The sequence below is a fragment of the Serratia sp. JSRIV001 genome, from assembly GCF_019968745.1.
In the GTDB taxonomy this organism is placed as follows: Bacteria; Pseudomonadota; Gammaproteobacteria; order Enterobacterales; family Enterobacteriaceae; genus Chania; species Chania fonticola_B.
In genome coordinates, this window is record NZ_CP074147.1 from 1,106,473 (window position 1) to 1,133,259 (window position 26,787).

Consider the following 26,787-nt stretch of genomic DNA (forward strand, 5'->3'; position numbering starts at 1 on the left):
TGCCTCAGCAGGGCGATGGAGCGCCAGGCCAGACTTAGCGCACCATCATCAGTTCCTGGAGCAGGCGGCTCCCGAAGTAGGCCATGGTAAGCAGAAAAGAGCCGGCAAAGCTGAACCAGACCACGCGGCGGCCACGCCAGCCCTCGTGATAATGGCCCCACAGCAGCACGATATAAACAAACCACGCCATGATGGACAGCACGGCCTTGTGCACGTTCTCTTTGCTAAACAGGTTGTCCATATACAGTAGGCCGGTACACAGCGTCAGCGTCAGCAGCACCACACCGATTTGGGTGATATGAAACATCTTACGCTCAATACTCATCAGCGGCGGCATATCGGCACTGAAACTGAGTTTTTTATGTTTCAGCAGGTAATCAAGCCAGGCGAGTTGCAGGGCGTACAGCGTGGCGATAATCAGGGTGGAGTAGGAGAACAGCGCCAGGCCGATATGCACCATCAGCTCCGGGCTGGCTTCCAGATGGGTGATAAACTCCCCAGGCAGAAAGCTGGCAAACGCCAGGTTGATCATGGCAAAGCTGTAGACGATCGGCAGCAGGAACCAGCCGCGATCGCGGGAGGCGACGTAGGTCATCACCGAACAGATAATCAGGCCAACGATGGAACCGATGTTTAGCAGGCTGAGATTTTGCCCGGCGCTGACGTCAAAAATGCGCTGCTGGAGGGCAATGGCATGGCAAACCAGCGCCACTACGGCCGAGACCAGCGCCAGCCGACGGTATGCGCTATTCTTCCGCAACAAACTGGGAATGATCAGTCCAAGGCTGAGCAGGTAGGCCATCAAAGCCACAAGAGAGAATACTGGCATAGCGTTATTTAGCATCGGCATGGTTAATTGGAATGCCAGTATAACGTTGAGCGGCCCCTACTCCAACCAATCTCCAACGCTGAGGCAGAGATCGTTGTAGCAACGTGTTATAATCGCCGCAATTGTGTCGCCACTGCGGCCTGACTCTTACGTTGAGCATGAGACGATGTTTGAAAATTTAACCGATCGATTGTCGCGCACCCTGCGCAATATCAGCGGCCGCGGGCGGCTGACCGAAGAGAACATTAAAGAAACCCTGCGTGAAGTGCGTATGGCATTGCTGGAAGCGGACGTTGCGCTGCCGGTCGTGCGTGACTTCATCAACCGTGTAAAAGAGAGCGCGGTTGGGCATGAAGTTAACAAAAGCCTGACGCCGGGCCAGGAATTCGTCAAAATCGTCAAGAGCGAGCTGATTGCCGCGATGGGCGAAGTGAACACCGAGCTGAACCTGGCGGCGCAGCCACCGGCGGTGGTGCTGATGGCCGGCCTGCAAGGTGCGGGTAAAACCACCAGCGTGGCCAAGCTCGGCAAATTCCTCAAAGAAAAGCAGAAGAAAAAAGTCTTGGTGGTTTCTGCCGACGTGTATCGCCCTGCGGCGATCCGGCAGTTGGAAACCCTGGCGGAAGGCGTCGGCATCGACTTCTTCCCGTCTGACGTTAAAGAAAAACCGATCGACATCGTTAACCGTGCGCTGCAACAGGCCAAGCTGAAGTTCTACGACGTACTCATCGTCGATACCGCGGGCCGCTTGCACGTAGATGAAGCGATGATGGACGAAATCAAACAGGTACATGCGGCGATCAAGCCGGTGGAAACCCTGTTTGTAGTCGATGCCATGACCGGCCAGGATGCGGCCAACACCGCCAAGGCCTTTAACGAAGCGCTGCCGTTGACCGGCGTAGTGCTGACCAAGGTCGATGGTGATGCGCGCGGCGGTGCGGCGTTGTCTATTCGCCACATTACCGGCAAGCCGATCAAATTCCTCGGCGTGGGCGAGAAAACCGACGCGCTGGAGCCATTCCATCCGGATCGCGTGGCCTCACGTATTCTCGGCATGGGCGACGTGCTGTCGTTGATCGAAGATATCGAAAGCAAGGTTGACCGAGCACAGGCGGAAAAACTGGCTAGCAAGCTGAAGAAGGGCGACGGTTTCGATCTGACCGACTTCCTCGACCAGCTTAAGCAGATGCGTAATATGGGCGGTATGGCCAGCATGCTGAGCAAACTGCCGGGCGCTGGCCAACTGCCAGACAACGTTAAATCGCAGATGGATGACAAAGTGCTGGTACGCATGGAGGCGATCATTAACTCAATGACGCTGAAAGAGCGTGCCAAGCCGGAAATTATCAAGGGGTCACGCAAACGTCGTATTGCGATGGGCTCCGGCATGCAGGTGCAGGATGTTAATCGGTTGTTAAAACAATTCGACGATATGCAGCGCATGATGAAAAAGATGAAAAAAGGCGGAATGGCGAAGATGATGCGTGGCATGAAAGGTATGATGCCGCCGGGCTTCCCAGGCCGTTAAAACCACGCCGCAGCAAGGCTGTGGCGGGTTTGCCGATTTACCGATCACGGTAAAACCTGTCCGAGAGCGTGATGGTGCAAAAACGAATTACCGGCAATCTACGCTTTAGATTGCTTTTTGCGCCAAAATGAGTAAAATTTTCGGGCTTTTTATATTGCAACCGGGCCCCGTCCCTCAATGGGGCCCGGCTGTTTTATTAACTAAAGAGGATGTTATGGTAACAATTCGTTTGGCACGTGGCGGCGCTAAAAAGCGTCCGTTCTATCAAGTAGTAGTGACCGACAGCCGCAATGCTCGTGATGGTCGTTTCATCGAGCGTGTAGGTTTCTTCAACCCAATCGCATCTGGTCAGGCTGAAGCACTGCGTCTGGACCTGGATCGCATTGAGCACTGGGTTGGTCTGGGTGCTACCGTTTCTGATCGCGTTCACGCGCTGATCAAAGACGCTAAGAAAGCAGCTTAATCTGTCGCGGTGGTGGCAATGAGCAAGCAACTCAAACCGGTAGCACCTAAGCAGCCGATTGTACTCGGTAAGATGGGGTCTACTTACGGCATCCGTGGTTGGCTCAGAGTGTTTTCATCCACCGAGAACGCCGAAAGCATATTTGACTATCAGCCCTGGTTAATCCAGCGCTCTGGTCAGTGGCAGTTTGTCGAGTTGGAAGACTGGAAACGCCACAGTCAGGATCTGATCATCAAGGTCAAAGGCATTGACGATCGGGATGCCGCGAATTTACTGACCAATTGCGAAATTGTCGTAGATTCCGAGCAGTTGCCTCCGTTGGAAGGCGATGATTACTACTGGAAAGACCTTATGGGCTGCCAGGTAGTCACCACTTCCGGATACGAACTGGGTAAAGTCATCGATATGATGGAAACCGGTTCTAACGACGTTATGGTCGTGCGGGCAAACCTGAAAGATGCATTCGGTATGAAGGAGCGGTTGGTCCCGTTTCTTCATGGGCAGGTTATCAAGAAAGTCGATCTCGCCGCCAAGATTATCGAGGCTGAGTGGGATCCTGGTTTTTGACCTCCGGATTTCATGGTCGAAGCAAGTGGAATAACAAAATGGGGATTGGCTGGTGTTCATTGGTATCGTAAGCCTGTTTCCTGAGATGTTTCGCGCAATCACCGATTACGGGGTAACTAGCCGGGCAGTAAAAAATGGCCTGCTGAGCGTGCAGTGTTGGAGTCCGCGTGACTTCACCTACGACCGGCATCGTACCGTGGACGATCGCCCTTACGGCGGCGGCCCGGGAATGCTGATGATGGTGCAACCCTTGCGGGAAGCTATTCATGCAGCAAAAGCAGCGGCAGGCGAGGGAGCAAAGGTGATTTATCTGTCACCTCAGGGGCGCAAGCTGGATCAAACCGGTGTGCGCGAACTGGCGGCTAACCAGAAGATGATCCTGGTGTGTGGCCGCTACGAAGGAATAGACGAGCGCGTGATCCAAACCGAAATTGACGAAGAATGGTCAATCGGCGATTACGTTCTCAGTGGCGGTGAACTACCGGCAATGACCCTGATCGATTCGGTCGCCCGCTTTATACCGGGTGTTCTGGGCCATCAGGCTTCGGCAGAAGAAGATTCTTTCGCTGAGGGATTGCTGGACTGTCCGCACTATACCCGCCCGGAGGTGTTAGAAGGGATGGAGGTTCCGCCAGTTCTGCTGTCGGGCAACCATGCCGAGATACGTCGCTGGCGCTTAAAGCAGTCGCTGGGCCGTACCTGGCTTAGAAGACCTGAACTTCTAGAAAGCCTAGCTCTGACTGACGAGCAAGAGGTGTTGCTGGCCGAGTTCCAACGGGAACATCGAGCTAAGTAACAGGACTATGAAGGGAACGTCTGAGCGTTGTCTCGACGAGACCGATATATCAGTTTACCTAGGGTAAGAGACATATTATGAGCAACATTATTAAGCAAATTGAACAAGAGCAGATGAAGCAAGACGTACCTGCATTCCGTCCGGGTGATTCCGTGGAAGTGAAGGTATGGGTCGTTGAAGGTAGCAAAAAACGTCTGCAGGCATTCGAGGGCGTGGTTATCGCTATTCGTAACCGCGGTCTGCACTCTGCATTCACTGTTCGTAAGATTTCCAACGGCGAAGGTGTTGAGCGTGTATTCCAGACTCACTCTCCAGTAATCGACAGCATTACTGTTAAACGTCGTGGTGCCGTTCGTCAAGCCAAACTGTACTACCTGCGTGAACGTACTGGTAAGTCTGCTCGTATCAAAGAGCGTCTGAACCGCGTTAACTAACGCTGCATCCAAAAGTTAATAGTTATAAGGGGATTACCGTCATGGTAATCCCCTTTTTTTATGGTGCGCCGGAATGGCGTTGCGGTTTGACGATGATGGCCACACTCGTTAATTCGTCTGTCGTATTTATCCAATACGCGGGAAGGCGGATTTGTAAAACTACCGCCACTGATCACTGAATGGAGCGCCTGCGATGCAATTTGCCTATACGATTTTATATGTTGATAACGTGCAACAAACGATGGATTTCTATCATCGAGCCTTTGGCTTTGAGATCCATTGTTTGCATGAAAGCGGGGACTGGGGAGAGTTGGCTACCGGTGCCACGCGACTGTCATTTTGCTCAAGAGAGTTGCTGGCTGGGCAGGGTAAAAAGAGCGCTAAAAGTGATTATCACCATCCGGTGTTTGAAATTGCCCTCTCTACCGACGATGTGCCGAAAGCGCTGAAAACCGCGTTGGATGCCGGTGCGGTACTGGTTGAAGATATTCAGCACATGCCCTGGGGGCAAACGATATGCTACGTGGCAGATCCAGAGCATAACCTCGTCGAGATCTGTTCCGTAATGGCCTAATCGTAGCCTTCGCCAAACGCCTGTTGCCAATGGGGATTAATACAGAATGCGGCAGGCGTAATCCCTAACCAGTGCTGGAACTCCCTATTCATGTGCGACTGGTCACAATAACCACCGTTTAGTGCGATTTCTGTTAGGGACACACGATCGCAGGCAGTTAGCATTGATGCAGTTCTTCTCATCCGTAATAGACGAAGCCAGAATAACGGGCTCTTGCCGGTTTTATTCTTCACCAGTCGTTCCAGAGTACGAACGCTAATCCCCAACTCCAGGCTTGCCTGAGTCAGAGAGTTGGCAAGCCGTAACGACTGCAATGTTTCGGCAAGCTGCGTATCCACACGAACGGTATCGTGAATGATAGACACTAATGTTGGATGCTCCGGTGTTAATCGGGATGCGTTGAGGTAATGAAATAATTTGCCTTCATCGATAACACAATCTGGCCGAAACCGGAAACCATCATATTGGTCACCTGCGGCGCTTTCCACGCTATAGGCACAGGTGTCGATCTCAGTGATCTTCATCTCCTGCTGCCCATTCCCGTCAGTCAGAAAAATTAAATCCCGACAGCCATCAGGAACAACAATTTGCCGTGTCGTTTTTGGCGCATGAAAACTCCAGTGTTCCAAGACCAGCTGTTGCATTTGATCTCCCTATCATCTCAAGGACCCGGTTTTCCAAAGCTTACCATCTATTCCCTCTGGTTGGATTATCGTTATTCTGGTGAAACCAAGGGATTACCAGATGGTAACCCCTTTTTTCATTACATCGCAGCGGCGCGTTGTTTGCTTTCTTGCGGGTGCGGCTGCGCAGGAATGATGTCGCCGGGTGAAACGATGACCCGGGCCACGGATTCATGGGTGGCAAAGGTACAACTGCAGTTAATGTTACGGCATTGATGATAGCGTTCTTTGGTCGACTCGCTCAGATAGCGGCTGGAGCGAGTGTGTGCCACGCTACCGCACAGTGGACAATGCATCATAGAGACCCCCTCTTGATAAAACGGTGAAAAACTATTCGTCAGCAATGCTCGAAAAGTTACTGAGCGAGCTGTTCTTTCCCTGGGAAACTGGTGGTGTTCGGCGTGCTGAGACCTTTTAGGCACAGCTCACGTTCGGCGGCCCGGCGGCGTTCCAGCCCGCGGTTTTTGACGCCATTGACATAAATCCAGCGCGGTAACTGATCGCAAGCCTGCTGCCATTGGCCATGGTTAAGGAAATAAACCAGGGTAGAGCGACATGCGGCTCCCGTACCAACGTTAAAGGCAAACGCCATGACGGCATCATAAGTGGCCTGGGGCATCTGCTGTGGCAGACAGACCGCCATGCGGCTCTCTACCCGGCGGATATCTTCCAGCAGGTTTTCCGCCGCCTGAACTGGCGTGATGGACTTACCTGGAATAACGCCAGCCGTATGGCCGACACCTTGCGTCCAAACCCCTGCTGCGCATTGATACGGGGTTAACTGGCACCCCTCAAAATCGGCAATCAGGTATAGCCCTTGTTCGGAGGTTTTAATGTGATTGGCCTGCGGCAGCAGCATGGCGATCGCCAGAATGGCCAGGGCGCTGCAACGCTTAACGATTGAGTTCATCAAAAAGTCTCCGTGCTGCCGCATCGCGTTCGATGCTTTTGAGGATCTCCAGACTCTTGCGTCTGTAGTACCAATTAACCAGGAAGGTGCCGATTCCTACGGCCGCGCCGATCAGAAAGGCCACATCCTGCGGTGAGAGCTTGCCAAGCCAGGCGAGAAATAGCGCCGCGGAGTAGGTAATGAATGAGGTTAATCTCTCCATCCCATTAACCCCACATCTGCTGTCGCAGCGGGTTGTTTTGTAGGATAACGCGACTGTCGGCCACGATAAGCGGGTCGATATTGGCCTCATTTGCCGGGTTTATCATGGTTTTTACCTTAGCAATAATTACTGTATATGCATACAGTATTAATCAAAATGCTAAAGTCGTCAAGCGGGGATAGGACTATTTTTAGCAAAATGGTCAACATGGGAATGGGAATAAAAAAAGCCCATTAATTATGGGCTTAGAGGAGGACGGCGCGGAGCGGTAAGACGAGATTACAAACCGTACACCAGCGTTACTGACGTCGTGGTATCGGTATTTTTCGGTGCCGAGGCAGGTGGCTTGGTGTTGTAGACCACCGTGTAGGCCAGCCGTAGGGCAAAGTCGTTATTGATGGCGACGTTTAACGCGGTTTCGGAGTTAACGGTGGTTTCGTCGTTCGCCAAAGCGGATAGACCTTCGGATAGGCGGGCCGTGTCTGTCAGCCTGTAGGAATAGTTGGCTGCGCCATAGGCCAGGGCGCGGGTGGTGCGGCCACCGCCGTGGTATTCATCATGGCGAACGCCTGGCCCGAATTCGACACGCAGATCTTGGCGTGGGTCGCTAAAGATCTGGCGCCCGTAACCCCCGGTTAGCGTAGAGCGTGAATCGTACCCGTTGTAACGGTCGTTCAACCAGCCAACCTGGCCAAACATATAATTACGAGCCGACAGATTATAACGGGTACGGCCACCGGCCTGGTATTTCTCCGAGGAGCGTACGTTGGAGGAGGTGGTGTTGTTCGCCGAGCCCCACAGGCTGTAAGCCGTATCGCTGTTAAACCAGGTCATGGTGGTGTTGGCCAACAGGGTCGAGTTCTGTGTGTTGCCTGACTGGGCGTTATAGCCAGCCTGGACGTTACCATCAAACGGCTTTTTGGCGGTGGCCGGATCGTCCATCGCGGTGAAGAGGGTATTGTCGGCGAACACGGAAACACTGGTGAAGGCGGTCAAGCAGCTAAAAAACAGCGGAATGGCGCGACGAGCGCGTAAAGAGAGCATTTTGGATCCAGTAGTTAAGTGTGATTATAAGTGATAGCGGTCACATTATATCGATTCGCCGAGGGGACAAAAATAGGCCTGGTTAGCTTATGTTTTTAGTTTAAACAGGGGGCTTATGCACTTTTCGTCTAGTGATACCGTTGGCTTTTTGCGGCGGTGTTAGCTGCGGCAACGGGGAGCGTCCGTTGCCGGCAGAAACGTGATTAAAGGAAGGTCATCACCAGCAGATAACCGGTGATGCAGGAGCACAGCACGCCGATCAGGCCAGGGATAATGAAGCTGTGGTTGATGATAAATTTACCGATGCGAGTGGTACCAGAGCGGTCAAAGCCGATGCAGGCCAGATCGCTTGGGTAGGTAGGCAACACGAAGTAGCCATAGGCCGCCGGGAAGAAGGCCAGCAACATTTTAGGCTCGACGCCTAGCTGCAAGGCCATTGGAGCAACGGCGGCCAGAGCAGCGGCCTGGCTGTTAACCAGTTTGGAAACCAGGAACAAGACGATGGCGTAAGTCCAGGGCTGGCTTTTCACCACGTCTTCCAGCACCACTTTTAACTCCCCCATATGTGCCTGGAAGAAAGTGTCACTCATCCATGCCACACCGAATACCGAGAAGATGGCGACCATTCCCGCTTTGAATACGGCACCGTTGGCGATATCGCTAGGTTTGACTTTACAGCCCATCAGGATCACGGCACCGGCGATCAGCATCATCATCTGGATCACCAGATTCATCGACAGCGGTTTCAAGACACCCTTGGCATCGGCAAAGGAAGGACGCAGATCGGCAAAGGCGCCGAGCATAACCACGATAGCGATAGCGCCGAAGAAGATCAGCGTTGACCAGTAAGCCTGCTTGGGAAATGTTTGATTGAGCAGGGTTTCGGTGCCGCCATAAATATAGGCACGCTGCTCCGGATCCTGGATCCTGGCCTGGAAATCCGCATCCTTATCCAGATCTTTGCCGCGGCGCAGGCTCCACAATGCTGCCATCAATACGCCGACCAGCGAAGCCGGGATAGAAACGGCCAGGATCTCCAGCAGCGAGTAGGCTTTACCGATCCCATGACCGGCGGCAATGATCGAAACCAGTGATACTACGGCCACGGAAACCGGGGATGCGGTGATAGCCATCTGTGAGGCAACAGAGGCGACGGCCATAGGGCGTTCTGGGCGGATCCCTTTTTTGATGGCGATATCAGAAATGATCGGGAACATGGTGTAGACCACGTGGCCGGTACCGCACAGAAAGGTCAGCGTCCAGGTGGTAAAAGGGGCGAGTAAGGTGATGTGTTGTGGGTGGCGGCGCAGTAGTCGCTCGGCATATTGCATCATGACATTCAGGCCGCCAGCGGTTTGTAACACCGAGGCACAGCCGATCACCGCCAAAATGGTGAGCATGACATCTACAGGAGGTTTTCCTGGTTCCAAACCGAAAATAAAGCACAGCAGAAATAAGCCAATACCACTTATTAAACCTAGCCCCATACCGCCAAATCGGGTGCCGACTAATAGGCAGATAATAATAATTGCGAATTGCAATGTGATCATGAGAGTCCCTTGTCAGAAAGAAATAACTGCTAACGCCCATCGCTCCTCAATGCAGGCAGTACGGGCTCTGTCTTCGCAGAGTAACCCTAAAGAGGTGTGAGCGATTTATGCCATAGTTATTTATTTGGCGAGGGATAACTGTGAGATCCCGCAATATTTATTCAATAGAGTGACTATTATTTCTGATATAGATTCAAATGAATAAAGAATGAAAATCAATTGCCAGTTAAATGTATGACAATTGTTTTATAGTTGTTTAATTTGGCGATGGATGGGGCGGGTTTGCCAAGGAACTTGTTGGCTACGCGGGCGTGGCATGCAGTGCCACTACACGCCGAAGAGGTGGTTTTTTGATCGCACCAGGGCCAATGAGTAATCTATTTTTGTGTTCATTTTTGTTTACGGCCTGTGATTTTCAAGGAGGGCGCTGTTGGTTGTTCTTCGCTGTTTGTTATTGGTGTTTTTCTTTTTTATTTAAATAAAACAGTTTGTTAAGTTGTTTTTTATTTCCTGTTGTCGATGGTTTTCTTCGCTGCTTATGGTGGTAATTTTTTATTTACAGCAAATGGATTGAAAACTTTACAAGGAGTGGTTAAGGTAGCACCTGTAACGCTCAATGTTTTCACTACGCACACGCATAACGGCAAACGACAGGAATAGGATCATGCAAAAAGACGCGCTCAACAACGTACATATCAGTGCAGAACAGGTTCTGATCACCCCGGAAGAGCTGAAGAACCAGTTCCCACTCAGTGCCAACGATGAAACGGAAATCGCGACGGCCCGCCAAACCATTGCCAATATCCTTAAAGGGCAAGATCACCGTCTGCTGGTGGTCTGTGGGCCATGTTCGATCCACGATCCTGATGCCGCGCTGGATTACGCGCGCCGTCTGAAAACCCTGTCGGCTGAATTGAGCGATCAGCTGTATATCGTTATGCGCGTCTATTTTGAAAAACCAAGAACCACCGTCGGCTGGAAAGGCCTGATCAACGATCCGTATATGGATGGATCCTTTGATGTAGAAGCGGGTTTGCACATTGCGCGTCGCCTGCTGCTGGATCTGGTCGGTATGGGCCTGCCGTTGGCGACCGAAGCGTTGGATCCGAACAGCCCGCAATACCTGGGCGATCTGTTCAGCTGGTCGGCGATCGGTGCGCGTACTACAGAATCTCAGACGCACCGTGAAATGGCTTCCGGCCTCTCAATGCCAGTGGGCTTCAAAAACGGTACGGACGGTAGCCTGGGCACGGCCATCAACGCGATGCGCGCTGCATCCATGGCGCACCGTTTTGTCGGTATCAATCAGGCTGGCCAGGTTTGCCTGCTGCAAACCCAGGGTAACCCAGACGGCCATGTGATCCTGCGCGGTGGTAAAACGCCTAACTACAGCGCTGAGCACGTTGCTGCCTGCGAAAAACAGATGCAGGATGCGGGACTCCATCCGTCCTTGATGATAGATTGCAGCCATGGCAACTCAAATAAAGACTATCGCCGTCAGCCAGCGGTTGCCGAATCCGTCGTTGAGCAGATCAGAGCGGGTAACCGTTCGATTACCGGCATCATGCTGGAAAGCAATCTGCACGAGGGCAGCCAGTCTTCTGAACAGCCGCGTGTGGATATGCGCTACGGCGTATCGGTGACCGATGCCTGCATCAACTGGGAAAGCACGGAGACGCTGCTGCGCCAAATGCATCAGGAACTCGGCGCTGCGCTGATGGCACGCACTGGAGAGTAGTGAGTTATGGTGGCTGAACTGACCGCATTGCGCGATCAAATTGACGAAGTGGATAAAGCGCTGCTGGCCCTGTTGGCGAAACGCCTGGAGCTGGTGGCGGAAGTAGGGGAAGTCAAAAGCCACTACGGTTTACCGGTTTACGTACCTGAGCGGGAGGCGGCAATGTTGGCCTCTCGCCGCCAGGAAGCGGAAAGCCTCGGCGTTCCACCAGATTTGATCGAAGACGTGCTTCGCCGTGTGATGCGTGAATCCTACACTAGCGAGAACGATAAAGGCTTCAAAACGCTGTGCCCACAGCTGCGCCCTATCGTCATTATTGGCGGTAATGGCCAGATGGGCCGCCTGTTTAACCGGTTGCTTACGCTGTCGGGTTATCAGGTCAAAGTGTTGGATCAAGAGGATTGGCCGCAGGCGGATAGCCTGCTGGCAGATGCCGGTATGGTGATTGTCAGCGTGCCGATCCATATTACCGAGCAGGTGATCGCCCAACTGCCGCCGCTGCCGCAGGACTGTATTCTGGTCGATCTGGCTTCGGTGAAGAACCGACCGTTACAGGCGATGCTGGCCGTACACGGTGGCCCGGTACTGGGGTTGCACCCAATGTTCGGCCCGGATGTTGGCAGCGTGGCCAAACAGGTGGTGGTGTACTGCGATGGTCGTCAGCCAGAAGCCTACCAGTGGTTGCTGGAGCAGTTGCAGGTTTGGGGCGCGCGTTTGCATCGTATCAGCGCCGTCGAACACGATCAGAACATGGCCTTTATCCAGGCGCTGCGCCACTTTGCTACCTTTGCTTACGGCCTGCATCTGGCCGAAGAGAACGTACAGCTGGAGCAGTTGCTGGCGCTCTCTTCGCCGATCTATCGGTTGGAACTGGCAATGGTGGGGCGGCTATTTGCTCAGGATCCGCAGCTGTACGCCGATATCATCATGTCTTCTGAAGACAATATTCATCTGATCAAACGCTACTATCAGCGCTTTGGTGAGGCGATCAAGCTACTGGAACAGGGCGACAAGCAGGCCTTTATTCAAAGCTTCCAGAAGGTGGAGCACTGGTTTGGTGATTATGCCCAGCGCTTCCTGGTTGAGAGCCGTTCTTTGCTGCGCCAGGCGAACGATAGCCGTCAATAGAGGGGAAAAGGTTCGGCATAGCCGAACCCTTTTTGCTACTTAAGACGGATTGACCGGCACCACGTTTTCGCTTGGATAACAGCCCAGCACTTTCAGCGAGCGGGTGATCGGTGTCAGCCCTTTCAACGCCTTCTCCATCGCCACAGAACGCAGGTTAGCCTGCACATCAATGTAAAACATCTCTTCCCACGGGTTACCGTTGATCGGGCGTGATTCCAGCTTGGTCATGATGATGCCATTGTCACGTAGCACCAACAGAGCTTCCACCAGAGCACCGGATTGTTGACCGGTGGCCATGATCAGCGTGGTTTTGGCCGGAACCTGCTCGGAAACCTCTATCGCCTTACGCGCCAGAATAATGAAGCGAGTGATGTTCTGCTGCTGGTTAGCCAGGTTATGTTCCAGTACCTGCAGATTGTACAGCGCACCACCGGCCTCGCTGCCTAACGCCGCAGCTTTTGGCGAGTTCAGCTTGGCGACCTTCTCCATAGCGGCGGCGGTGCTTTCGCAATACTCGATCTTCCAGTGTGGATAGCGGTTCAAATACTGGCTGCACTGCTGGAAAGGTTGCGGGTGGCTATAGACGGTTTCGATCTGCTGCAGATCGGTGTCGCTGGCTACCAGTACGCAGTGATCGATCGGCAAGGTTAACTCACCCACGATCGACAGGCTGGTATGTTGCAGCAGGTCGTACACATCGTTGATAGAGCCGGAACTGGTGTTCTCGATGGGCAAAATGGCGTAATCCGCCTGGCCGGTTTCCACCTGGGTAAAGATGTCCTGGAATTTCTGACAGCCGCATTCGATGAGCTGATCGAAATGGCGGGCGGCGTACTGGCGGGCGGCCAGATGTGAGTAAGAGCCTTTTGGCCCCAGGAAGGCAATGCGTGCGGAATGTTGGCTGGTCTGGTTAAGCTGGTGCTGCAACAGGGCCTGCTGGGTCAGCACGGAGTCTTCAATAATCAGCTGGAACAGGCGAGTGACGTAAAAACCATCGAGGTCATAAGGTTTGGCCGCGCTGATCAAGGCGTCCAACAGATCGCGCTCACGCTCTTTATCGCGGATCGGGCGGTGCGAATGCAGTTTGGTTTTGCCCACTTCCACCGCCAGTTCACGGCGCTCTGCCAGCAGGGCCAGCAATTTCATATCCAGTGCGCTGATGCGTTCGCGCAGCACGAGTAACGGGTTATCAGTCATAATCAGCTTTGCCTTGTATTCTTCTAATCCCGTCGTCTTGCAAGCCGCAGCTTGAAGCCCAGCGGGGCGGGTTGTCAAATAGCCATAAAAAAAGCCCCCTGCTTGAGGAGGCTTGGTTGTTCGTCTTCGCATTCTTTCTCACACGACGAAACGCCTCCCAATCAGGGGAAGGTAAAAAAGAATGCGAAGAAAAACGGTTTACGGCTCATGGCGTTCCAAAATGTGTGTAAATCAGGGTTTAAAGTAACCGCTGGCTTTTCATTGTGTCAATAGAAACCGGCAGACAAAAAACGCGCCCTCGGGCGCGTTTGATGTGAAACAATCACTTGCAGAGTTATTCCTCTTCTTCCTGCGTGATTACTGGAGCTAGGTCTTTCACGCTGGCATAAGCGCGGCGTGCCTCGCTTTTGTGTTGTACCTTGTTCAACTGACGCTCAAGTTTGGCAATCAGGTCATTAACGGCGGTATACATGTCTTCATGTTTGGCGCTGGCAACCAGCGGACCGTTAGGCGTGGTAATGGTGGCGTCGACGGCAAACCCTTTAGGTTCTTTAGATAAGACGATGTGTGGGTTGATCAGCTGCGCCTGCCACTTTTCCAGTTTACTGAGACGGTCTTCGACATGATTACGGATTGCGGGGGTGATATCCATTTGTTTGCTGGTAATGTTGAGTGTCATATAACTTACCTCTCTGTCTTTCCGTCTTGGATAGATTCAGCATACCGCTCTTTTTGCCGAAATGCGTGATGGAAAACACAAATTTTTGTCACTTTTTGCAAAGTTAGTTCAATCTGTGATTTAGCGTCTGAAACTGCCATCTAACGCTTGAGTCTTGGCAGCAGAACGCGCATTATCGATAGGTTAACCGGTGGTGCAGCCTTGCTAACACCGTGTTTTTGCTTGTGTATTTATCCTTAAAACGGCTGAATTTGCAGCAAATGAAAACGGCAGCCGAAGCTGCCGTTTTGTTTTTGTGCCCATATCAAAGACTCAAGACGCGTTGGCGGCGATGATTTTCGCTACCTTGTCGGCCTGAGCATTCAATTGCAACTGGCGATAGGCGTTTTCCATCAGCGGCAGCGCATCGCGCGTCGCTTTGGTATCCGGGAATTCACGCATCATCTGCTCAACGCGATTAACTACCGCGACGTAAGCGCCACGTTTAGTGTAGTATTCCGCCACTGAGAGCTCGTACTTGGATAGACGGTCCTTCAGGAATACCAGACGCTTGTAGGCATCGGTCGCGTATTGGCTGTTCGGATACTGCTGGATCAGCTGGCTGAAGTCGCGGAATGCGGCGCGGGCATGCTGTGGATCTCGGTCAGAACGGTCAACCCCGAAGAAGCCTTGCAGTGCACTGTCATCCAACGCCATATCTGTCAGACCGCGCATGTACATGACGTAGTCGATGTTCGGATGCGTTGGGTTCAGACGCATAAAGCGATCGATAGAGGCCTGTGCCAAAGGTAAATCGGCAGATTTATAGTAGGCATAAATCAGATCCAATTGGACCTGCTGAGAGTACGGCCCGAATGGATAGCGGTTATCTAACGCTTCGAGTTGCGTAATCGCGCCCTTAAAGTTACCGTCCTGCAGTTTTTGCTGGGCAGTAGCATAGATTTCCGAAGGCGGGCTGTCGGGAACCGTATCCTTGGATGTGGAGCAACCTGCCAGCGCCAGGCTCAACGTGGCTGCCGCCACCAGATATTTCATACGCGTCATGACGTTTAGATTATCCTCAGGGTGTTATTTTGGGAGACTGTCCGTTAAGCTCCCGACAAAAGACCAGTTACAATAGCACATTATATTAAACGGCATCGCCGTGAAAACCCAACGTTAACGAAGAAGCTGCATATGGCACAACAAGTACAACTCACCGCAACGGTGGCCGAAACTCAACTCGGACAACGTTTAGATCAGGCTTTGGCCGAATTGTTCCCTGATTATTCAAGATCTCGCATAAAAGAATGGATCCTGGAAGACAGGGTACAGGTCAATGGCAAAACGATAAACAAGCCGAAAGAGAAGGTACTGGGGGGAGAGACGGTCGCCATTGATGCACAGATTGAAGAAGATGCCCGTTGGGAACCGCAAGACATCCCGCTGGATATCGTCTATGAAGACGCCGATATTCTGGTGATCAACAAGCCTCGCGGCCTGGTGGTGCACCCAGGTGCGGGTAATCCGGATGGGACGGTGCTTAATGCATTGTTACATTATTTCCCGGAGATTGCCGACGTACCGCGTGCCGGTATCGTTCACCGTTTGGACAAAGATACCACCGGCCTGATGGTGGTTGCCAAAACCGTTCCGGCGCAAACCCGCCTGGTTGAGGCATTGCAGGAGCGTGAGATCACCCGTGAGTACGAAGCGGTAGCGATTGGCACCATGACCGCGGGTGGCACGGTGGAGCAACCTATTGCCCGCCACTCCACCAAACGGACTCACATGGCTGTGCACCCAATGGGCAAACCTGCGGTGACCCATTACCGCATTATGGAACATTTCCGCGCCCATACCCGTTTGCGCTTGCGCCTGGAAACCGGCCGTACGCACCAGATCCGTGTGCATATGGCGTATATCGACCATCCGCTGGTGGGCGATCAACTCTACGGTGGCCGTCCACGTCCGCCAAAAGGGGCGTCAGAGGCCTTTATCAACACGTTGCGCGGCTTTGACCGTCAGGCACTGCACGCAACCATGTTGCGCCTGTATCATCCGATCAGCGGTATCCAGATGGAATGGCATGCGCCAATCCCACAGGATATGGTCGATCTGATCAACGCGCTGAAGCTCGATACCGAAGAATTCAAAGATCAGATGAATTGGTAATGAGTTCGCTGATTGTACCCGATTGGCCGCTGCCTGCAGGGGTAACAGCCTGCAGCTCCACTCGTCATGGCGGTGTCAGCCTCCCTCCCTACGACTCGCTGAATCTGGGTGAGCGCGTTGGTGATGATGCACAGGCCGTGGCGCGTAACCGCCAATGTTTGGTAACGGCCGCTGGCTTGCCGCAGATGCCGCTATGGCTGGAGCAGGTACATGGTACTCGTGTACTGACGCTGGATGGCCAAACGCCTGAAGATTTGCGCGCCGATGCGGTTTACAGCAATGTGGCCGGGTTGGTCTGCGCAGTGATGACGGCGGATTGCCTACCGGTACTGTTTGCTTCACAAGCGGGGGATGAAGTTGCCGCCGCGCATGCCGGTTGGCGTGGCTTATGTCATGGCGTGCTGGAAAATACCGTGGCGCGCTTTGCTGCCGCACCAGAAAACATCACTGCCTGGCTCGGCCCGGCAATCGGCCCAAGCCGGTTCGAAGTTGGGGCTGAAGTGCGTGCGGCATTTATGGATATTGATAGCGCCGCCGCCGCCGCTTTTACTCCCCACGGTGAAAAATTCCTCGCAGACCTCTATCTTTTGGCTCGTCAGCGCCTGCAAGGTGCTGGTATTTTCGCCATTTATGGCGGTAATCGTTGCACAATGAACGAAATGAGTCATTTTTTCTCCTATCGGCGCGACGGAACAACCGGACGTATGGCAAGTTTGATCTGGGTGAGATAACCTACTGCCCTAGGACGATCCACTGATGCATGACGTTGTACTCATAATATAGTGTCGAGATAACCTTGAAAATTTGAGGGATGACCTCATTTAATCTCCAGTAGCAATTTTGACCTACATTGGAGGTGTTATGCGTCTGGATCGTCTTACTAACAAATTCCAGCTTGCCCTCGCCGATGCCCAGTCTTTGGCCCTTGGGCGCGACAATCAATTTATTGAACCGTTACATCTGATGAGCGCCCTGCTCAATCAGGATGGGGGGACGGTTCGTCCATTACTGACTTCAGCCGGGATTGATGCTGCGCGAGTGCGTACCGACATCGATCAGGCATTGTCTCGTCTGCCGCAGGTTGAAGGTACCGGTGGGGATGTTCAACCCTCACACGAACTGGTACGTGTCCTCAACCTTTGCGACAAGCTGGCGCAAAAGCGGGCAGACAAGTTTATTTCATCCGAGCTGTTTGTGCTGGCGGTGCTTGAAGATCGCGGTAACTTGACCGATCTGCTGAAAGCAGCCGGTGCTACAGCGGACAAAATAACCAAAGCCATTGAACAAATGCGGGGGGGAGACAGCGTGGATGACCAAGGTGCTGAAGATCAGCGTCAGGCTCTGAAAAAATACACTATCGATCTCACTGAGCGTGCGGAACAGGGCAAGCTTGACCCGGTGATTGGCCGTGATGAAGAGATCCGCCGCACCATTCAGGTGCTGCAACGCCGTACCAAAAACAACCCGGTACTGATTGGTGAGCCTGGTGTCGGTAAAACCGCCATCGTTGAAGGCTTGGCTCAGCGCATTATCAACGGCGAAGTTCCCGAAGGGCTGAAGCATAAACGTGTGCTTTCCCTGGATATGGGCGCGTTGATTGCCGGGGCGAAATACCGGGGCGAATTTGAAGAACGCCTGAAGGCGGTGCTGAGCGATCTTTCCAAACAGGAGGGCAGCGTCATCCTGTTCATCGATGAGCTGCATACCATGGTGGGTGCCGGTAAAGCCGATGGCGCGATGGATGCTGGCAACATGCTCAAACCCGCGCTTGCCCGTGGGGAACTGCACTGCGTAGGGGCGACCACGCTAAACGAGTATCGCCAATATATAGAGAAGGATGCTGCGCTGGAGCGCCGCTTCCAGAAAGTCTATGTCGCGGAACCGAGCGTGGAAGACACCATCGCCATCCTGCGTGGCCTGAAAGAACGCTATGAGCTGCATCACCACGTGCAGATAACGGACCCGGCGATCGTAGCAGCGGCGACATTGTCGCACCGCTATGTTTCCGACCGTCAGTTGCCGGATAAGGCCATCGACCTGATCGATGAGGCCGCCTCCAGCATTCGCATGCAGATGGACTCCAAACCGGAATCGCTCGATCGCCTGGAGCGCCGCATCATCCAGTTAAAACTGGAAGAGCAGGCACTGAACAAGGAATCGGATGACGCCAGCAAGAAACGCCTGGAAATGCTGAGTAGCGAGCTGGAGCAGAAAGAGCGCGAATACTCAGAACTGGAAGAAGAGTGGAAAGCGGAAAAGGCTTCGCTGTCTGGTACCCAGAATATCAAGGCGGAACTGGAGCAGGCCAAGATCACGCTGGAGCAGGCGCGCCGCGTAGGTGACCTTGGGCGCATGTCTGAACTGCAGTATGGCAAAATCCCTGAGCTGGAAAAACAGCTTGAGGCGGCCACGCAGGCAGAAGGCAAAACCATGAAGCTGCTGCGTAACCGCGTTACCGACGCCGAAATCGCCGAAGTATTGGCGAAAGCGACCGGTATCCCGGTGGCCAGAATGCTGGAAGGTGAGCGCGACAAACTGCTGCGTCTCGAGCAGGAACTGCACTCACGGGTGATTGGCCAGGATGAAGCGGTGAACGCGGTGTCCAATGCCATTCGCCGTAGCCGTGCCGGTCTTTCCGATCCAAACCGGCCGATCGGTTCATTCCTGTTCCTGGGTCCTACCGGGGTGGGTAAAACCGAACTGTGTAAGGCGTTGGCTGGGTTCCTGTTCGACAGTGATGACGCGATGGTGCGTATCGACATGTCCGAGTTTATGGAGAAACACTCCGTATCGCGGCTGGTGGGTGCGCCTCCAGGCTATGTCGGTTATGAAGAGGGCGGTTATCTGACAGAAGCGGTGCGCCGTCGTCCATATTCAGTGATCCTGTTGGACGAAGTGGAAAAAGCGCACCCAGACGTGTTCAACATCCTGTTACAGGTGTTGGATGACGGACGTCTGACAGACGGACAAGGTCGTACCGTTGATTTCCGTAATACCGTGGTGATCATGACCTCTAACCTGGGTTCCGATCTGATCCAGGAGCATTTCGGTCAGATGAGCTATCCACAGATGAAGGAATCGGTCATGGAGATGGTGAGCCAACATTTCCGTCCGGAATTCATCAACCGTATCGACGAAGTGGTGGTGTTCCATCCGCTCGGTCAGAAACATATCGCGCAGATTGCCAAGATCCAGTTGGCTCGTCTGTACCAGCGTCTGGAAGAGCGTGGCTACGAAGTCAGTATCACGGAGCCAGCCTTGGAGCTGTTGGGCAAAACGGGTTACGACCCAGTGTATGGTGCGCGGCCGTTGAAACGTGCTATCCAGCAGGAAATCGAAAACCCGCTGGCACAGCAAATCTTGTCTGGCAAGTTGATCCCAGGCAAACCGGTGACGCTGGACGTGGAAAACGACCATATCGTTGCCAAGCAATAAAAGTAGTTGCTGGTAGCTATATAGAAGGGGGCGGTTTTTACCGCCCCCTTTTGTTTGGGTTTAGCCTGGTTGACGGGTTTTCGGTGTTCAACAACATGAAATCAGCGTCTTTTAGACTAATAATTATCCTAAAACGTCCGTTTTGGCTGATATTTGAGCGCTTGAAAAGTTTTTTGCATTTAGGGGTTGCGGCGTTCTGAGAACTCCCTATAATGCGCCTCCACTGACCGGGAACAACGACTCCTCTAACGAGAACCAGTCGCCCAGCCAGGAAGTGTCAAGCCGGTGAAAACACCGAAATAAAGGTTGACTCTTCAGAGGAATCGCGTAGTATACGCCTCCTCGAGTTAGCAAGAGAAAGCGCGTAACTCACTGCTCTTTAACAATTTATCAGACAATCTGTGTGGGCACTCACAAGACGATATCCAGCTACTTCGGTAGCAAAAAAATATCAAGTCTTGAAGAGTGACCAAGCAGTCATTCATGTGAATGAATGATTACGAAAGTTAATTTTCGAGCATCGCTTCACGAGTTGAAGCAAATCAAGCTTTTAATTGAAGAGTTTGATCATGGCTCAGATTGAACGCTGGCGGCAGGCCTAACACATGCAAGTCGAGCGGTAGCACAGGGAGCTTGCTCCTGGGTGACGAGCGGCGGACGGGTGAGTAATGTCTGGGAAACTGCCCGATGGAGGGGGATAACTACTGGAAACGGTAGCTAATACCGCATAACGTCTTCGGACCAAAGTGGGGGACCTTCGGGCCTCACACCATCGGATGTGCCCAGATGGGATTAGCTAGTAGGTGAGGTAATGGCTCACCTAGGCGACGATCCCTAGCTGGTCTGAGAGGATGACCAGCCACACTGGAACTGAGACACGGTCCAGACTCCTACGGGAGGCAGCAGTGGGGAATATTGCACAATGGGCGCAAGCCTGATGCAGCCATGCCGCGTGTGTGAAGAAGGCCTTCGGGTTGTAAAGCACTTTCAGCGAGGAGGAAGGGTTCGGTGTTAATAGCACTGTTCATTGACGTTACTCGCAGAAGAAGCACCGGCTAACTCCGTGCCAGCAGCCGCGGTAATACGGAGGGTGCAAGCGTTAATCGGAATTACTGGGCGTAAAGCGCACGCAGGCGGTTTGTTAAGTCAGATGTGAAATCCCCGAGCTTAACTTGGGAACTGCATTTGAAACTGGCAAGCTAGAGTCTTGTAGAGGGGGGTAGAATTCCAGGTGTAGCGGTGAAATGCGTAGAGATCTGGAGGAATACCGGTGGCGAAGGCGGCCCCCTGGACAAAGACTGACGCTCAGGTGCGAAAGCGTGGGGAGCAAACAGGATTAGATACCCTGGTAGTCCACGCTGTAAACGATGTCGACTTGGAGGTTGTGCCCTTGAGGCGTGGCTTCCGGAGCTAACGCGTTAAGTCGACCGCCTGGGGAGTACGGCCGCAAGGTTAAAACTCAAATGAATTGACGGGGGCCCGCACAAGCGGTGGAGCATGTGGTTTAATTCGATGCAACGCGAAGAACCTTACCTACTCTTGACATCCACAGAACTTTCCAGAGATGGATTGGTGCCTTCGGGAACTGTGAGACAGGTGCTGCATGGCTGTCGTCAGCTCGTGTTGTGAAATGTTGGGTTAAGTCCCGCAACGAGCGCAACCCTTATCCTTTGTTGCCAGCGCGTCATGGCGGGAACTCAAAGGAGACTGCCGGTGATAAACCGGAGGAAGGTGGGGATGACGTCAAGTCATCATGGCCCTTACGAGTAGGGCTACACACGTGCTACAATGGCATATACAAAGAGAAGCGAACTCGCGAGAGCAAGCGGACCTCATAAAGTATGTCGTAGTCCGGATCGGAGTCTGCAACTCGACTCCGTGAAGTCGGAATCGCTAGTAATCGTAGATCAGAATGCTACGGTGAATACGTTCCCGGGCCTTGTACACACCGCCCGTCACACCATGGGAGTGGGTTGCAAAAGAAGTAGGTAGCTTAACCTTCGGGAGGGCGCTTACCACTTTGTGATTCATGACTGGGGTGAAGTCGTAACAAGGTAACCGTAGGGGAACCTGCGGTTGGATCACCTCCTTACCTAAAGATATGCAGTTGCGTGCAGTGTCCACACAGATTGTCTGATGAAAAGTAATGAGCAAAGCGCTACCTGTTGATGTAATGAGTCTTCTGGACTCATGCTGATACGAGAAACGGTTAAACCCTGGGTTTAATCGGATTTTGTGTCCCCATCGTCTAGAGGCCTAGGACACTGCCCTTTCACGGCTGTAACAGGGGTTCGAATCCCCTTGGGGACGCCATCCGATAATGAGTGAAAGACATTATCACCGGTCATTCGTGACTGATTATCTTAAAGATGACTCTTGCGAGTCGTGTTTAAGATATTGCTCTTTAACAATCTGGAACAAGCTGAAAATTGAAACATGACAGCTGAAACTTATCCCTCCGTAGAACTATTGGGGTAAGGATTAACCTGTCATAGAGTCTCTCAAATAAACAGCACGACAGTGTCTCTGTTTACAGAAACACCTTCGGGTTGTGAGGTTAAGTGACTAAGCGTACACGGTGGATGCCTAGGCAGTCAGAGGCGATGAAGGGCGTGCTAATCTGCGAAAAGTGTCGGTAAGGTGATATGAACCGTTATAACCGGCAATACCCGAATGGGGAAACCCAGTGTGTTTCGACACACTATCGTATGGTGAATACATAGCCATACGAGGCGAACCGGGGGAACTGAAACATCTAAGTACCCCGAGGAAAAGAAATCAACCGAGATTCCCCTAGTAGCGGCGAGCGAACGGGGAACAGCCCAGAACCTGAATCAGTTCTTGTGTTAGTGGAAGCGTCTGGAAAGTCGCGCAGCAAAGGGTGATAGCCCCGTACACTAAAATGCATTAACTGTGAGTTCGATGAGTAGGGCGGGACACGTGACATCCTGTCTGAATATGGGGGGACCATCCTCCAAGGCTAAATACTCCTGACTGACCGATAGTGAACCAGTACCGTGAGGGAAAGGCGAAAAGAACCCCGGCGAGGGGAGTGAAATAGAACCTGAAACCGTGTACGTACAAGCAGTGGGAGCACCTTCGTGGTGTGACTGCGTACCTTTTGTATAATGGGTCAGCGACTTATATTTTGTAGCAAGGTTAACCGTATAGGGGAGCCGTAGGGAAACCGAGTCTTAACTGGGCGAATAGTTGCAAGGTATAGACCCGAAACCCGGTGATCTAGCCATGGGCAGGTTGAAGGTTGGGTAACACTAACTGGAGGACCGAACCGACTAATGTTGAAAAATTAGCGGATGACTTGTGGCTGGGGGTGAAAGGCCAATCAAACCGGGAGATAGCTGGTTCTCCCCGAAAGCTATTTAGGTAGCGCCTCGTGAACTCATCTTCGGGGGTAGAGCACTGTTTCGGCTAGGGGGCCATCCCGGCTTACCAAACCGATGCAAACTCCGAATACCGAAGAATGTTATCACGGGAGACACACGGCGGGTGCTAACGTCCGTCGTGAAGAGGGAAACAACCCAGACCGCCAGCTAAGGTCCCAAAGTCATGGTTAAGTGGGAAACGATGTGGGAAGGCATAGACAGCCAGGATGTTGGCTTAGAAGCAGCCATCATTTAAAGAAAGCGTAATAGCTCACTGGTCGAGTCGGCCTGCGCGGAAGATGTAACGGGGCTAAACCATGCACCGAAGCTGCGGCAGCGACGCTTAGGCGTTGTTGGGTAGGGGAGCGTTCTGTAAGCCGTTGAAGGTGAACTGTGAGGTTTGCTGGAGGTATCAGAAGTGCGAATGCTGACATAAGTAACGATAAAGCGGGTGAAAAACCCGCTCGCCGGAAGACCAAGGGTTCCTGTCCAACGTTAATCGGGGCAGGGTGAGTCGACCCCTAAGGCGAGGCCGAAAGGCGTAGTCGATGGGAAACAGGTTAATATTCCTGTACTCGGTGTTACTGCGAAGGGGGGACGGAGAAGGCTAGGCTAGCCGGGCGACGGTTGTCCCGGTTTAAGCGTGTAGGGGGAGTGACCTGGTAAATCCGGTTACTTACTAACCCTGAGGCGTGATGACGATGCACTACGGTGCAGAAGTAGTTGATGCCCTGCTTCCAGGAAAAGCCTCTAAGCATCAGGTAACATCAAATCGTACCCCAAACCGACACAGGTGGTCAGGTAGAGAATACCAAGGCGCTTGAGAGAACTCGGGTGAAGGAACTAGGCAAAATGGTGCCGTAACTTCGGGAGAAGGCACGCTGGCGCGTAGGTGAAGAGACTTGCTCTCGGAGCTGAAGCCAGTCGCAGATACCAGCTGGCTGCAACTGTTTAATAAAAACACAGCACTGTGCAAACACGAAAGTGGACGTATACGGTGTGACGCCTGCCCGGTGCTGGAAGGTTAATTGATGGGGTCAGCCGCAAGGCGAAGCTCTTGATCGAAGCCCCAGTAAACGGCGGCCGTAACTATAACGGTCCTAAGGTAGCGAAATTCCTTGTCGGGTAAGTTCCGACCTGCACGAATGGCGTAATGATGGCCAGGCTGTCTCCACCCGAGACTCAGTGAAATTGAACTCGCTGTGAAGATGCAGTGTACCCGCGGCAAGACGGAAAGACCCCGTGAACCTTTACTATAGCTTGACACTGAACATTGAGCCTTGATGTGTAGGATAGGTGGGAGGCTTTGAAGTGTGGACGCCAGTCTGCATGGAGCCAACCTTGAAATACCACCCTTTAATGTTTGATGTTCTAACTCGGCCCCGTAATCCGGGGTGAGGACAGTGTCTGGTGGGTAGTTTGACTGGGGCGGTCTCCTCCCAAAGAGTAACGGAGGAGCACGAAGGTTAGCTAATCACGGTCGGACATCGTGAGGTTAGTGCAAAGGCATAAGCTAGCTTGACTGCGAGAGTGACGGCTCGAGCAGGTACGAAAGTAGGTCTTAGTGATCCGGTGGTTCTGAATGGAAGGGCCATCGCTCAACGGATAAAAGGTACTCCGGGGATAACAGGCTGATACCGCCCAAGAGTTCATATCGACGGCGGTGTTTGGCACCTCGATGTCGGCTCATCACATCCTGGGGCTGAAGTAGGTCCCAAGGGTATGGCTGTTCGCCATTTAAAGTGGTACGCGAGCTGGGTTTAGAACGTCGTGAGACAGTTCGGTCCCTATCTGCCGTGGGCGTTGGAAGATTGAGAGGGGTTGCTCCTAGTACGAGAGGACCGGAGTGAACGCACCACTGGTGTTCGGGTTGTCATGCCAATGGCACTGCCCGGTAGCTAAGTGCGGAAAAGATAAGCGCTGAAAGCATCTAAGCGCGAAACTTGCCTCGAGATGAGTCTTCCCTGGGCCTTTAAGGCCCCTGAAGGAACGTTTAAGACTAAGACGTTGATAGGCTGGGTGTGTAAGTGCAGCGATGCATTGAGCTAACCAGTACTAATGATCCGTGAGGCTTAACCTTACAACACCGAAGGTGTTTTAGAGTAGACGACAATTTTCAGTGAAGTTCCGAGATTGGTTTCGATGGCGACACGAGAGTGAAGCGGTTGGAATGAAACGAATTTGCCTGGCGGCAATAGCGCGGTGGTCCCACCTGACCCCATGCCGAACTCAGAAGTGAAACGCCGTAGCGCCGATGGTAGTGTGGGGTCTCCCCATGCGAGAGTAGGACACTGCCAGGCATCAATTAAACGTTATCAGTATGACACCTGATAATGCGCGAAATCACCCAGGTGGTTTTGCCAGCATCGAAAGATGCGACGTAAAAGAATCGGTGGAGCGGTAGTTCAGTTGGTTAGAATACCTGCCTGTCACGCAGGGGGTCGCGGGTTCGAGCCCCGTCCGTTCCGCCACTTAATTGATAAGCCCTGAGTCTCTGACTCAGGGCTTTTTCATTTGCTTAAATTGAACACCCCAATGGTTTATTCCTGCCTCAATTAGCGTCAATTTCTGATTATTGTTGCCAATTAATCAAAAGTCTTATGCACAATAGGGCGTTTTTGATCAACAAAACTGCTGCCATAATCCTCTCAAGCTGTTTTGATAAACAAACCGAGAGAACATAATTATGAGCATCCCTGCATTTGGCTTAGGTACCTTCCGTCTACAAGATCAAGTGGTGATCGATTCCGTGAGCACCGCTCTGGAACTGGGCTACCGTGCCATCGACACCGCACAAATCTATGAGAACGAAACGGCCGTTGGCCAAGCTATCGTAGCCAGCGGCGTGAAACGTGAAGAGCTATTTATCACCACCAAAATCTGGATCGCCAACCTGGGCAAAGACCAACTGATCCCAAGTCTGCAAGAAAGCTTGAAAAAGCTGCAAACCTCCTATGTGGATCTGACTCTGATCCATTGGCCGTCACCGAACGATGAAATCTCGGTTGCCGAGTCGATGGCGGAGTTGGTGAAGGCTAAGGAACTCGGACTGACGCGCCAGATTGGTATTTCCAACTTCACCGTTGAACTGATGCAGCGTGCTATTGATGCGGTGGGTGCTGATGCGATCGCCACCAATCAAATCGAACTCTCGCCGTATCTGCAAAACCGTCAGGTGGTTGAATTTGCACAACAGCATGGCATTGCCATCACCTCCTATATGACGTTGGCTTATGGCAAGGCGTTGCAGGATGAAGTCATCAACAATATCGCCAAGCGTCGTGATGTGACCGCGGCTCAGGTGATCCTGGCTTGGGCTATGCAACTGGGTTATGCGGTGATCCCGTCCTCGACCAAGCGTGAAAACCTGGCGAGCAATCTGTTGGCCCAGCAACTGACGCTGTCTGATGATGAAATGGCTGAGATTGCTGCATTAGAATGCAATGGCCGTCTGGTTAGCCCGGAAGGCCTGGCACCAAACTGGGATTGATAG

At 52.7% G+C, this 26,787-nt stretch carries 23 protein-coding genes, 2 tRNA genes, 3 rRNA genes and 1 other annotated feature; of the genes, 17 read left to right on the forward strand and 11 right to left on the reverse strand.

Annotated elements, in window-relative coordinates; translation table 11 throughout:
- Nucleotides 1-34 precede the first annotated feature (34 nt).
- Complete coding sequence (locus KGP17_RS04875) at nt 35-829, reverse strand: inner membrane protein YpjD (protein ID WP_024530732.1); 795 nt, start codon at nt 827-829, stop codon at nt 35-37.
- Nucleotides 830-995: 166 nt separating this feature from the next.
- On the opposite strand from KGP17_RS04875, the gene ffh reads away from it, so the two are divergent.
- The 6 genes from ffh (at nt 996) to KGP17_RS04905 (ending at nt 5,191) form a co-directional block, all read left to right on the forward strand.
- Nucleotides 996-2,357 carry a signal recognition particle protein gene (gene ffh / locus KGP17_RS04880; protein ID WP_021182183.1) on the forward strand — a complete coding sequence of 454 codons (1,362 nt, stop codon included), beginning with the start codon at nt 996-998 and terminating at the stop codon, nt 2,355-2,357.
- Between the two features lie 214 nt (nt 2,358-2,571).
- Entirely contained in the window at nt 2,572-2,820 is a 249-nt protein-coding gene (gene rpsP / locus KGP17_RS04885; RefSeq protein ID WP_004932501.1) for a 30S ribosomal protein S16, read from the forward strand.
- A gap of 18 nt (nt 2,821-2,838) precedes the next feature.
- Nucleotides 2,839-3,387 (forward strand): ribosome maturation factor RimM, encoded by a 549-nt coding sequence (rimM, locus tag KGP17_RS04890; RefSeq protein WP_021182184.1) that lies wholly within the window; start codon nt 2,839-2,841, stop codon nt 3,385-3,387.
- Nucleotides 3,388-3,439: 52 nt separating this feature from the next.
- The gene (gene trmD, locus KGP17_RS04895) at nt 3,440-4,183 is read left to right on the forward strand and encodes a tRNA (guanosine(37)-N1)-methyltransferase TrmD (RefSeq protein WP_021182185.1); all 744 of its coding nucleotides are present in this window, start codon (nt 3,440-3,442) and stop codon (nt 4,181-4,183) included.
- Nucleotides 4,184-4,260: 77 nt separating this feature from the next.
- Nucleotides 4,261-4,617 (forward strand): 50S ribosomal protein L19, encoded by a 357-nt coding sequence (gene rplS, locus KGP17_RS04900; protein ID WP_004712521.1) that lies wholly within the window; start codon nt 4,261-4,263, stop codon nt 4,615-4,617.
- Nucleotides 4,618-4,810: 193 nt separating this feature from the next.
- The gene (locus KGP17_RS04905; protein ID WP_223498946.1) at nt 4,811-5,191 is read left to right on the forward strand and encodes a VOC family protein; all 381 of its coding nucleotides are present in this window, start codon (nt 4,811-4,813) and stop codon (nt 5,189-5,191) included.
- Here KGP17_RS04905 and KGP17_RS04910 read toward each other — a convergent pair.
- The 6 genes from KGP17_RS04910 to KGP17_RS04935 form a co-directional block, all read right to left on the reverse strand.
- Entirely contained in the window at nt 5,188-5,835 is a 648-nt protein-coding gene (locus tag KGP17_RS04910; protein ID WP_051363788.1) for a helix-turn-helix domain-containing protein, read from the reverse strand. The two genes, KGP17_RS04905 and KGP17_RS04910, sit on opposite strands and share 4 nt — an antisense overlap.
- Before the next feature lie 119 nt (nt 5,836-5,954).
- Nucleotides 5,955-6,173 carry a DNA-binding transcriptional regulator gene (locus tag KGP17_RS04915; protein WP_021182189.1) on the reverse strand — a complete coding sequence of 73 codons (219 nt, stop codon included), beginning with the start codon at nt 6,171-6,173 and terminating at the stop codon, nt 5,955-5,957.
- 56 nt (nt 6,174-6,229) lie between these two features.
- Nucleotides 6,230-6,784, reverse strand: coding sequence for a lysozyme (locus KGP17_RS04920; RefSeq protein WP_059199889.1), 555 nt, complete (start codon nt 6,782-6,784; stop codon nt 6,230-6,232).
- Complete coding sequence (locus KGP17_RS04925) at nt 6,768-6,986, reverse strand: HP1 family phage holin (protein WP_021808134.1); 219 nt, start codon at nt 6,984-6,986, stop codon at nt 6,768-6,770. The genes KGP17_RS04920 and KGP17_RS04925 overlap by 17 nt, the downstream gene beginning before the upstream one ends.
- A gap of 279 nt (nt 6,987-7,265) precedes the next feature.
- Nucleotides 7,266-8,030, reverse strand: a complete 765-nt coding sequence (locus tag KGP17_RS04930; protein ID WP_021808133.1) for a YdiY family protein — start codon at nt 8,028-8,030, stop codon at nt 7,266-7,268.
- 203 nt (nt 8,031-8,233) lie between these two features.
- The gene (locus KGP17_RS04935; RefSeq protein ID WP_021182193.1) at nt 8,234-9,580 is read right to left on the reverse strand and encodes an anaerobic C4-dicarboxylate transporter; all 1,347 of its coding nucleotides are present in this window, start codon (nt 9,578-9,580) and stop codon (nt 8,234-8,236) included.
- Between the two features lie 664 nt (nt 9,581-10,244).
- On the opposite strand from KGP17_RS04935, the gene KGP17_RS04940 reads away from it, so the two are divergent.
- Both KGP17_RS04940 and tyrA read left to right on the forward strand, forming a co-directional pair.
- Nucleotides 10,245-11,318, forward strand: a complete 1,074-nt coding sequence (locus tag KGP17_RS04940; RefSeq protein WP_021182194.1) for a 3-deoxy-7-phosphoheptulonate synthase — start codon at nt 10,245-10,247, stop codon at nt 11,316-11,318.
- Nucleotides 11,319-11,324: 6 nt separating this feature from the next.
- Entirely contained in the window at nt 11,325-12,446 is a 1,122-nt protein-coding gene (tyrA, locus tag KGP17_RS04945) for a bifunctional chorismate mutase/prephenate dehydrogenase (protein ID WP_021182195.1), read from the forward strand.
- Nucleotides 12,447-12,485: 39 nt separating this feature from the next.
- On the opposite strand, the gene pheA is transcribed toward tyrA, so the two are convergent.
- The 4 genes from pheA to bamD all read right to left on the reverse strand — a co-directional run bounded on the left by pheA (nt 12,486) and on the right by bamD (nt 15,366).
- Nucleotides 12,486-13,643 (reverse strand): bifunctional chorismate mutase/prephenate dehydratase, encoded by a 1,158-nt coding sequence (pheA, locus tag KGP17_RS04950; protein WP_021182196.1) that lies wholly within the window; start codon nt 13,641-13,643, stop codon nt 12,486-12,488.
- Between the two features lie 84 nt (nt 13,644-13,727).
- Nucleotides 13,728-13,853, reverse strand: a sequence feature (Phe leader region).
- Nucleotides 13,805-13,852: a pheA operon leader peptide PheL gene (pheL, locus tag KGP17_RS04955; RefSeq protein WP_192958309.1), complete on the reverse strand. Its 48-nt coding sequence runs from the start codon at nt 13,850-13,852 to the stop codon at nt 13,805-13,807. (Overlaps the previous feature by 48 nt.)
- 124 nt (nt 13,854-13,977) lie before the next feature.
- Complete coding sequence (gene raiA, locus KGP17_RS04960; protein ID WP_021182197.1) at nt 13,978-14,322, reverse strand: ribosome-associated translation inhibitor RaiA; 345 nt, start codon at nt 14,320-14,322, stop codon at nt 13,978-13,980.
- Nucleotides 14,323-14,634: 312 nt separating this feature from the next.
- Complete coding sequence (gene bamD / locus KGP17_RS04965) at nt 14,635-15,366, reverse strand: outer membrane protein assembly factor BamD (RefSeq protein ID WP_021808131.1); 732 nt, start codon at nt 15,364-15,366, stop codon at nt 14,635-14,637.
- Nucleotides 15,367-15,498: 132 nt separating this feature from the next.
- On the opposite strand from bamD, the gene rluD reads away from it, so the two are divergent.
- The 9 genes from rluD to dkgB all read left to right on the forward strand — a co-directional run bounded on the left by rluD (nt 15,499) and on the right by dkgB (nt 26,784).
- Nucleotides 15,499-16,476 (forward strand): 23S rRNA pseudouridine(1911/1915/1917) synthase RluD, encoded by a 978-nt coding sequence (rluD, locus tag KGP17_RS04970; RefSeq protein WP_021182199.1) that lies wholly within the window; start codon nt 15,499-15,501, stop codon nt 16,474-16,476.
- Nucleotides 16,476-17,207: a purine nucleoside phosphorylase YfiH gene (gene yfiH / locus KGP17_RS04975; protein WP_223498947.1), complete on the forward strand. Its 732-nt coding sequence runs from the start codon at nt 16,476-16,478 to the stop codon at nt 17,205-17,207. The genes rluD and yfiH overlap by 1 nt, the downstream gene beginning before the upstream one ends.
- 130 nt (nt 17,208-17,337) lie before the next feature.
- The gene (clpB, locus tag KGP17_RS04980) at nt 17,338-19,911 is read left to right on the forward strand and encodes an ATP-dependent chaperone ClpB (RefSeq protein WP_223498948.1); all 2,574 of its coding nucleotides are present in this window, start codon (nt 17,338-17,340) and stop codon (nt 19,909-19,911) included.
- A 551-nt stretch (nt 19,912-20,462) separates the two neighbouring features.
- Nucleotides 20,463-22,003 (forward strand): 16S ribosomal RNA (locus KGP17_RS04985).
- 145 nt (nt 22,004-22,148) lie between these two features.
- Nucleotides 22,149-22,224, forward strand: a tRNA-Glu gene (locus KGP17_RS04990).
- A gap of 242 nt (nt 22,225-22,466) precedes the next feature.
- A 23S ribosomal RNA gene (locus KGP17_RS04995) occupies nt 22,467-25,374 on the forward strand.
- Nucleotides 25,375-25,478: 104 nt separating this feature from the next.
- Nucleotides 25,479-25,594, forward strand: a 5S ribosomal RNA gene (rrf, locus tag KGP17_RS05000).
- Together the 16S, 23S and 5S rRNA genes with 2 tRNA genes alongside form the textbook arrangement of a ribosomal RNA operon.
- Before the next feature lie 94 nt (nt 25,595-25,688).
- Nucleotides 25,689-25,765 (forward strand) — tRNA-Asp (locus KGP17_RS05005).
- Nucleotides 25,766-25,980: 215 nt separating this feature from the next.
- Nucleotides 25,981-26,784: a 2,5-didehydrogluconate reductase DkgB gene (gene dkgB / locus KGP17_RS05010; protein WP_223498949.1), complete on the forward strand. Its 804-nt coding sequence runs from the start codon at nt 25,981-25,983 to the stop codon at nt 26,782-26,784.
- The last annotated feature ends 3 nt before the right edge of the window (nt 26,785-26,787 follow it).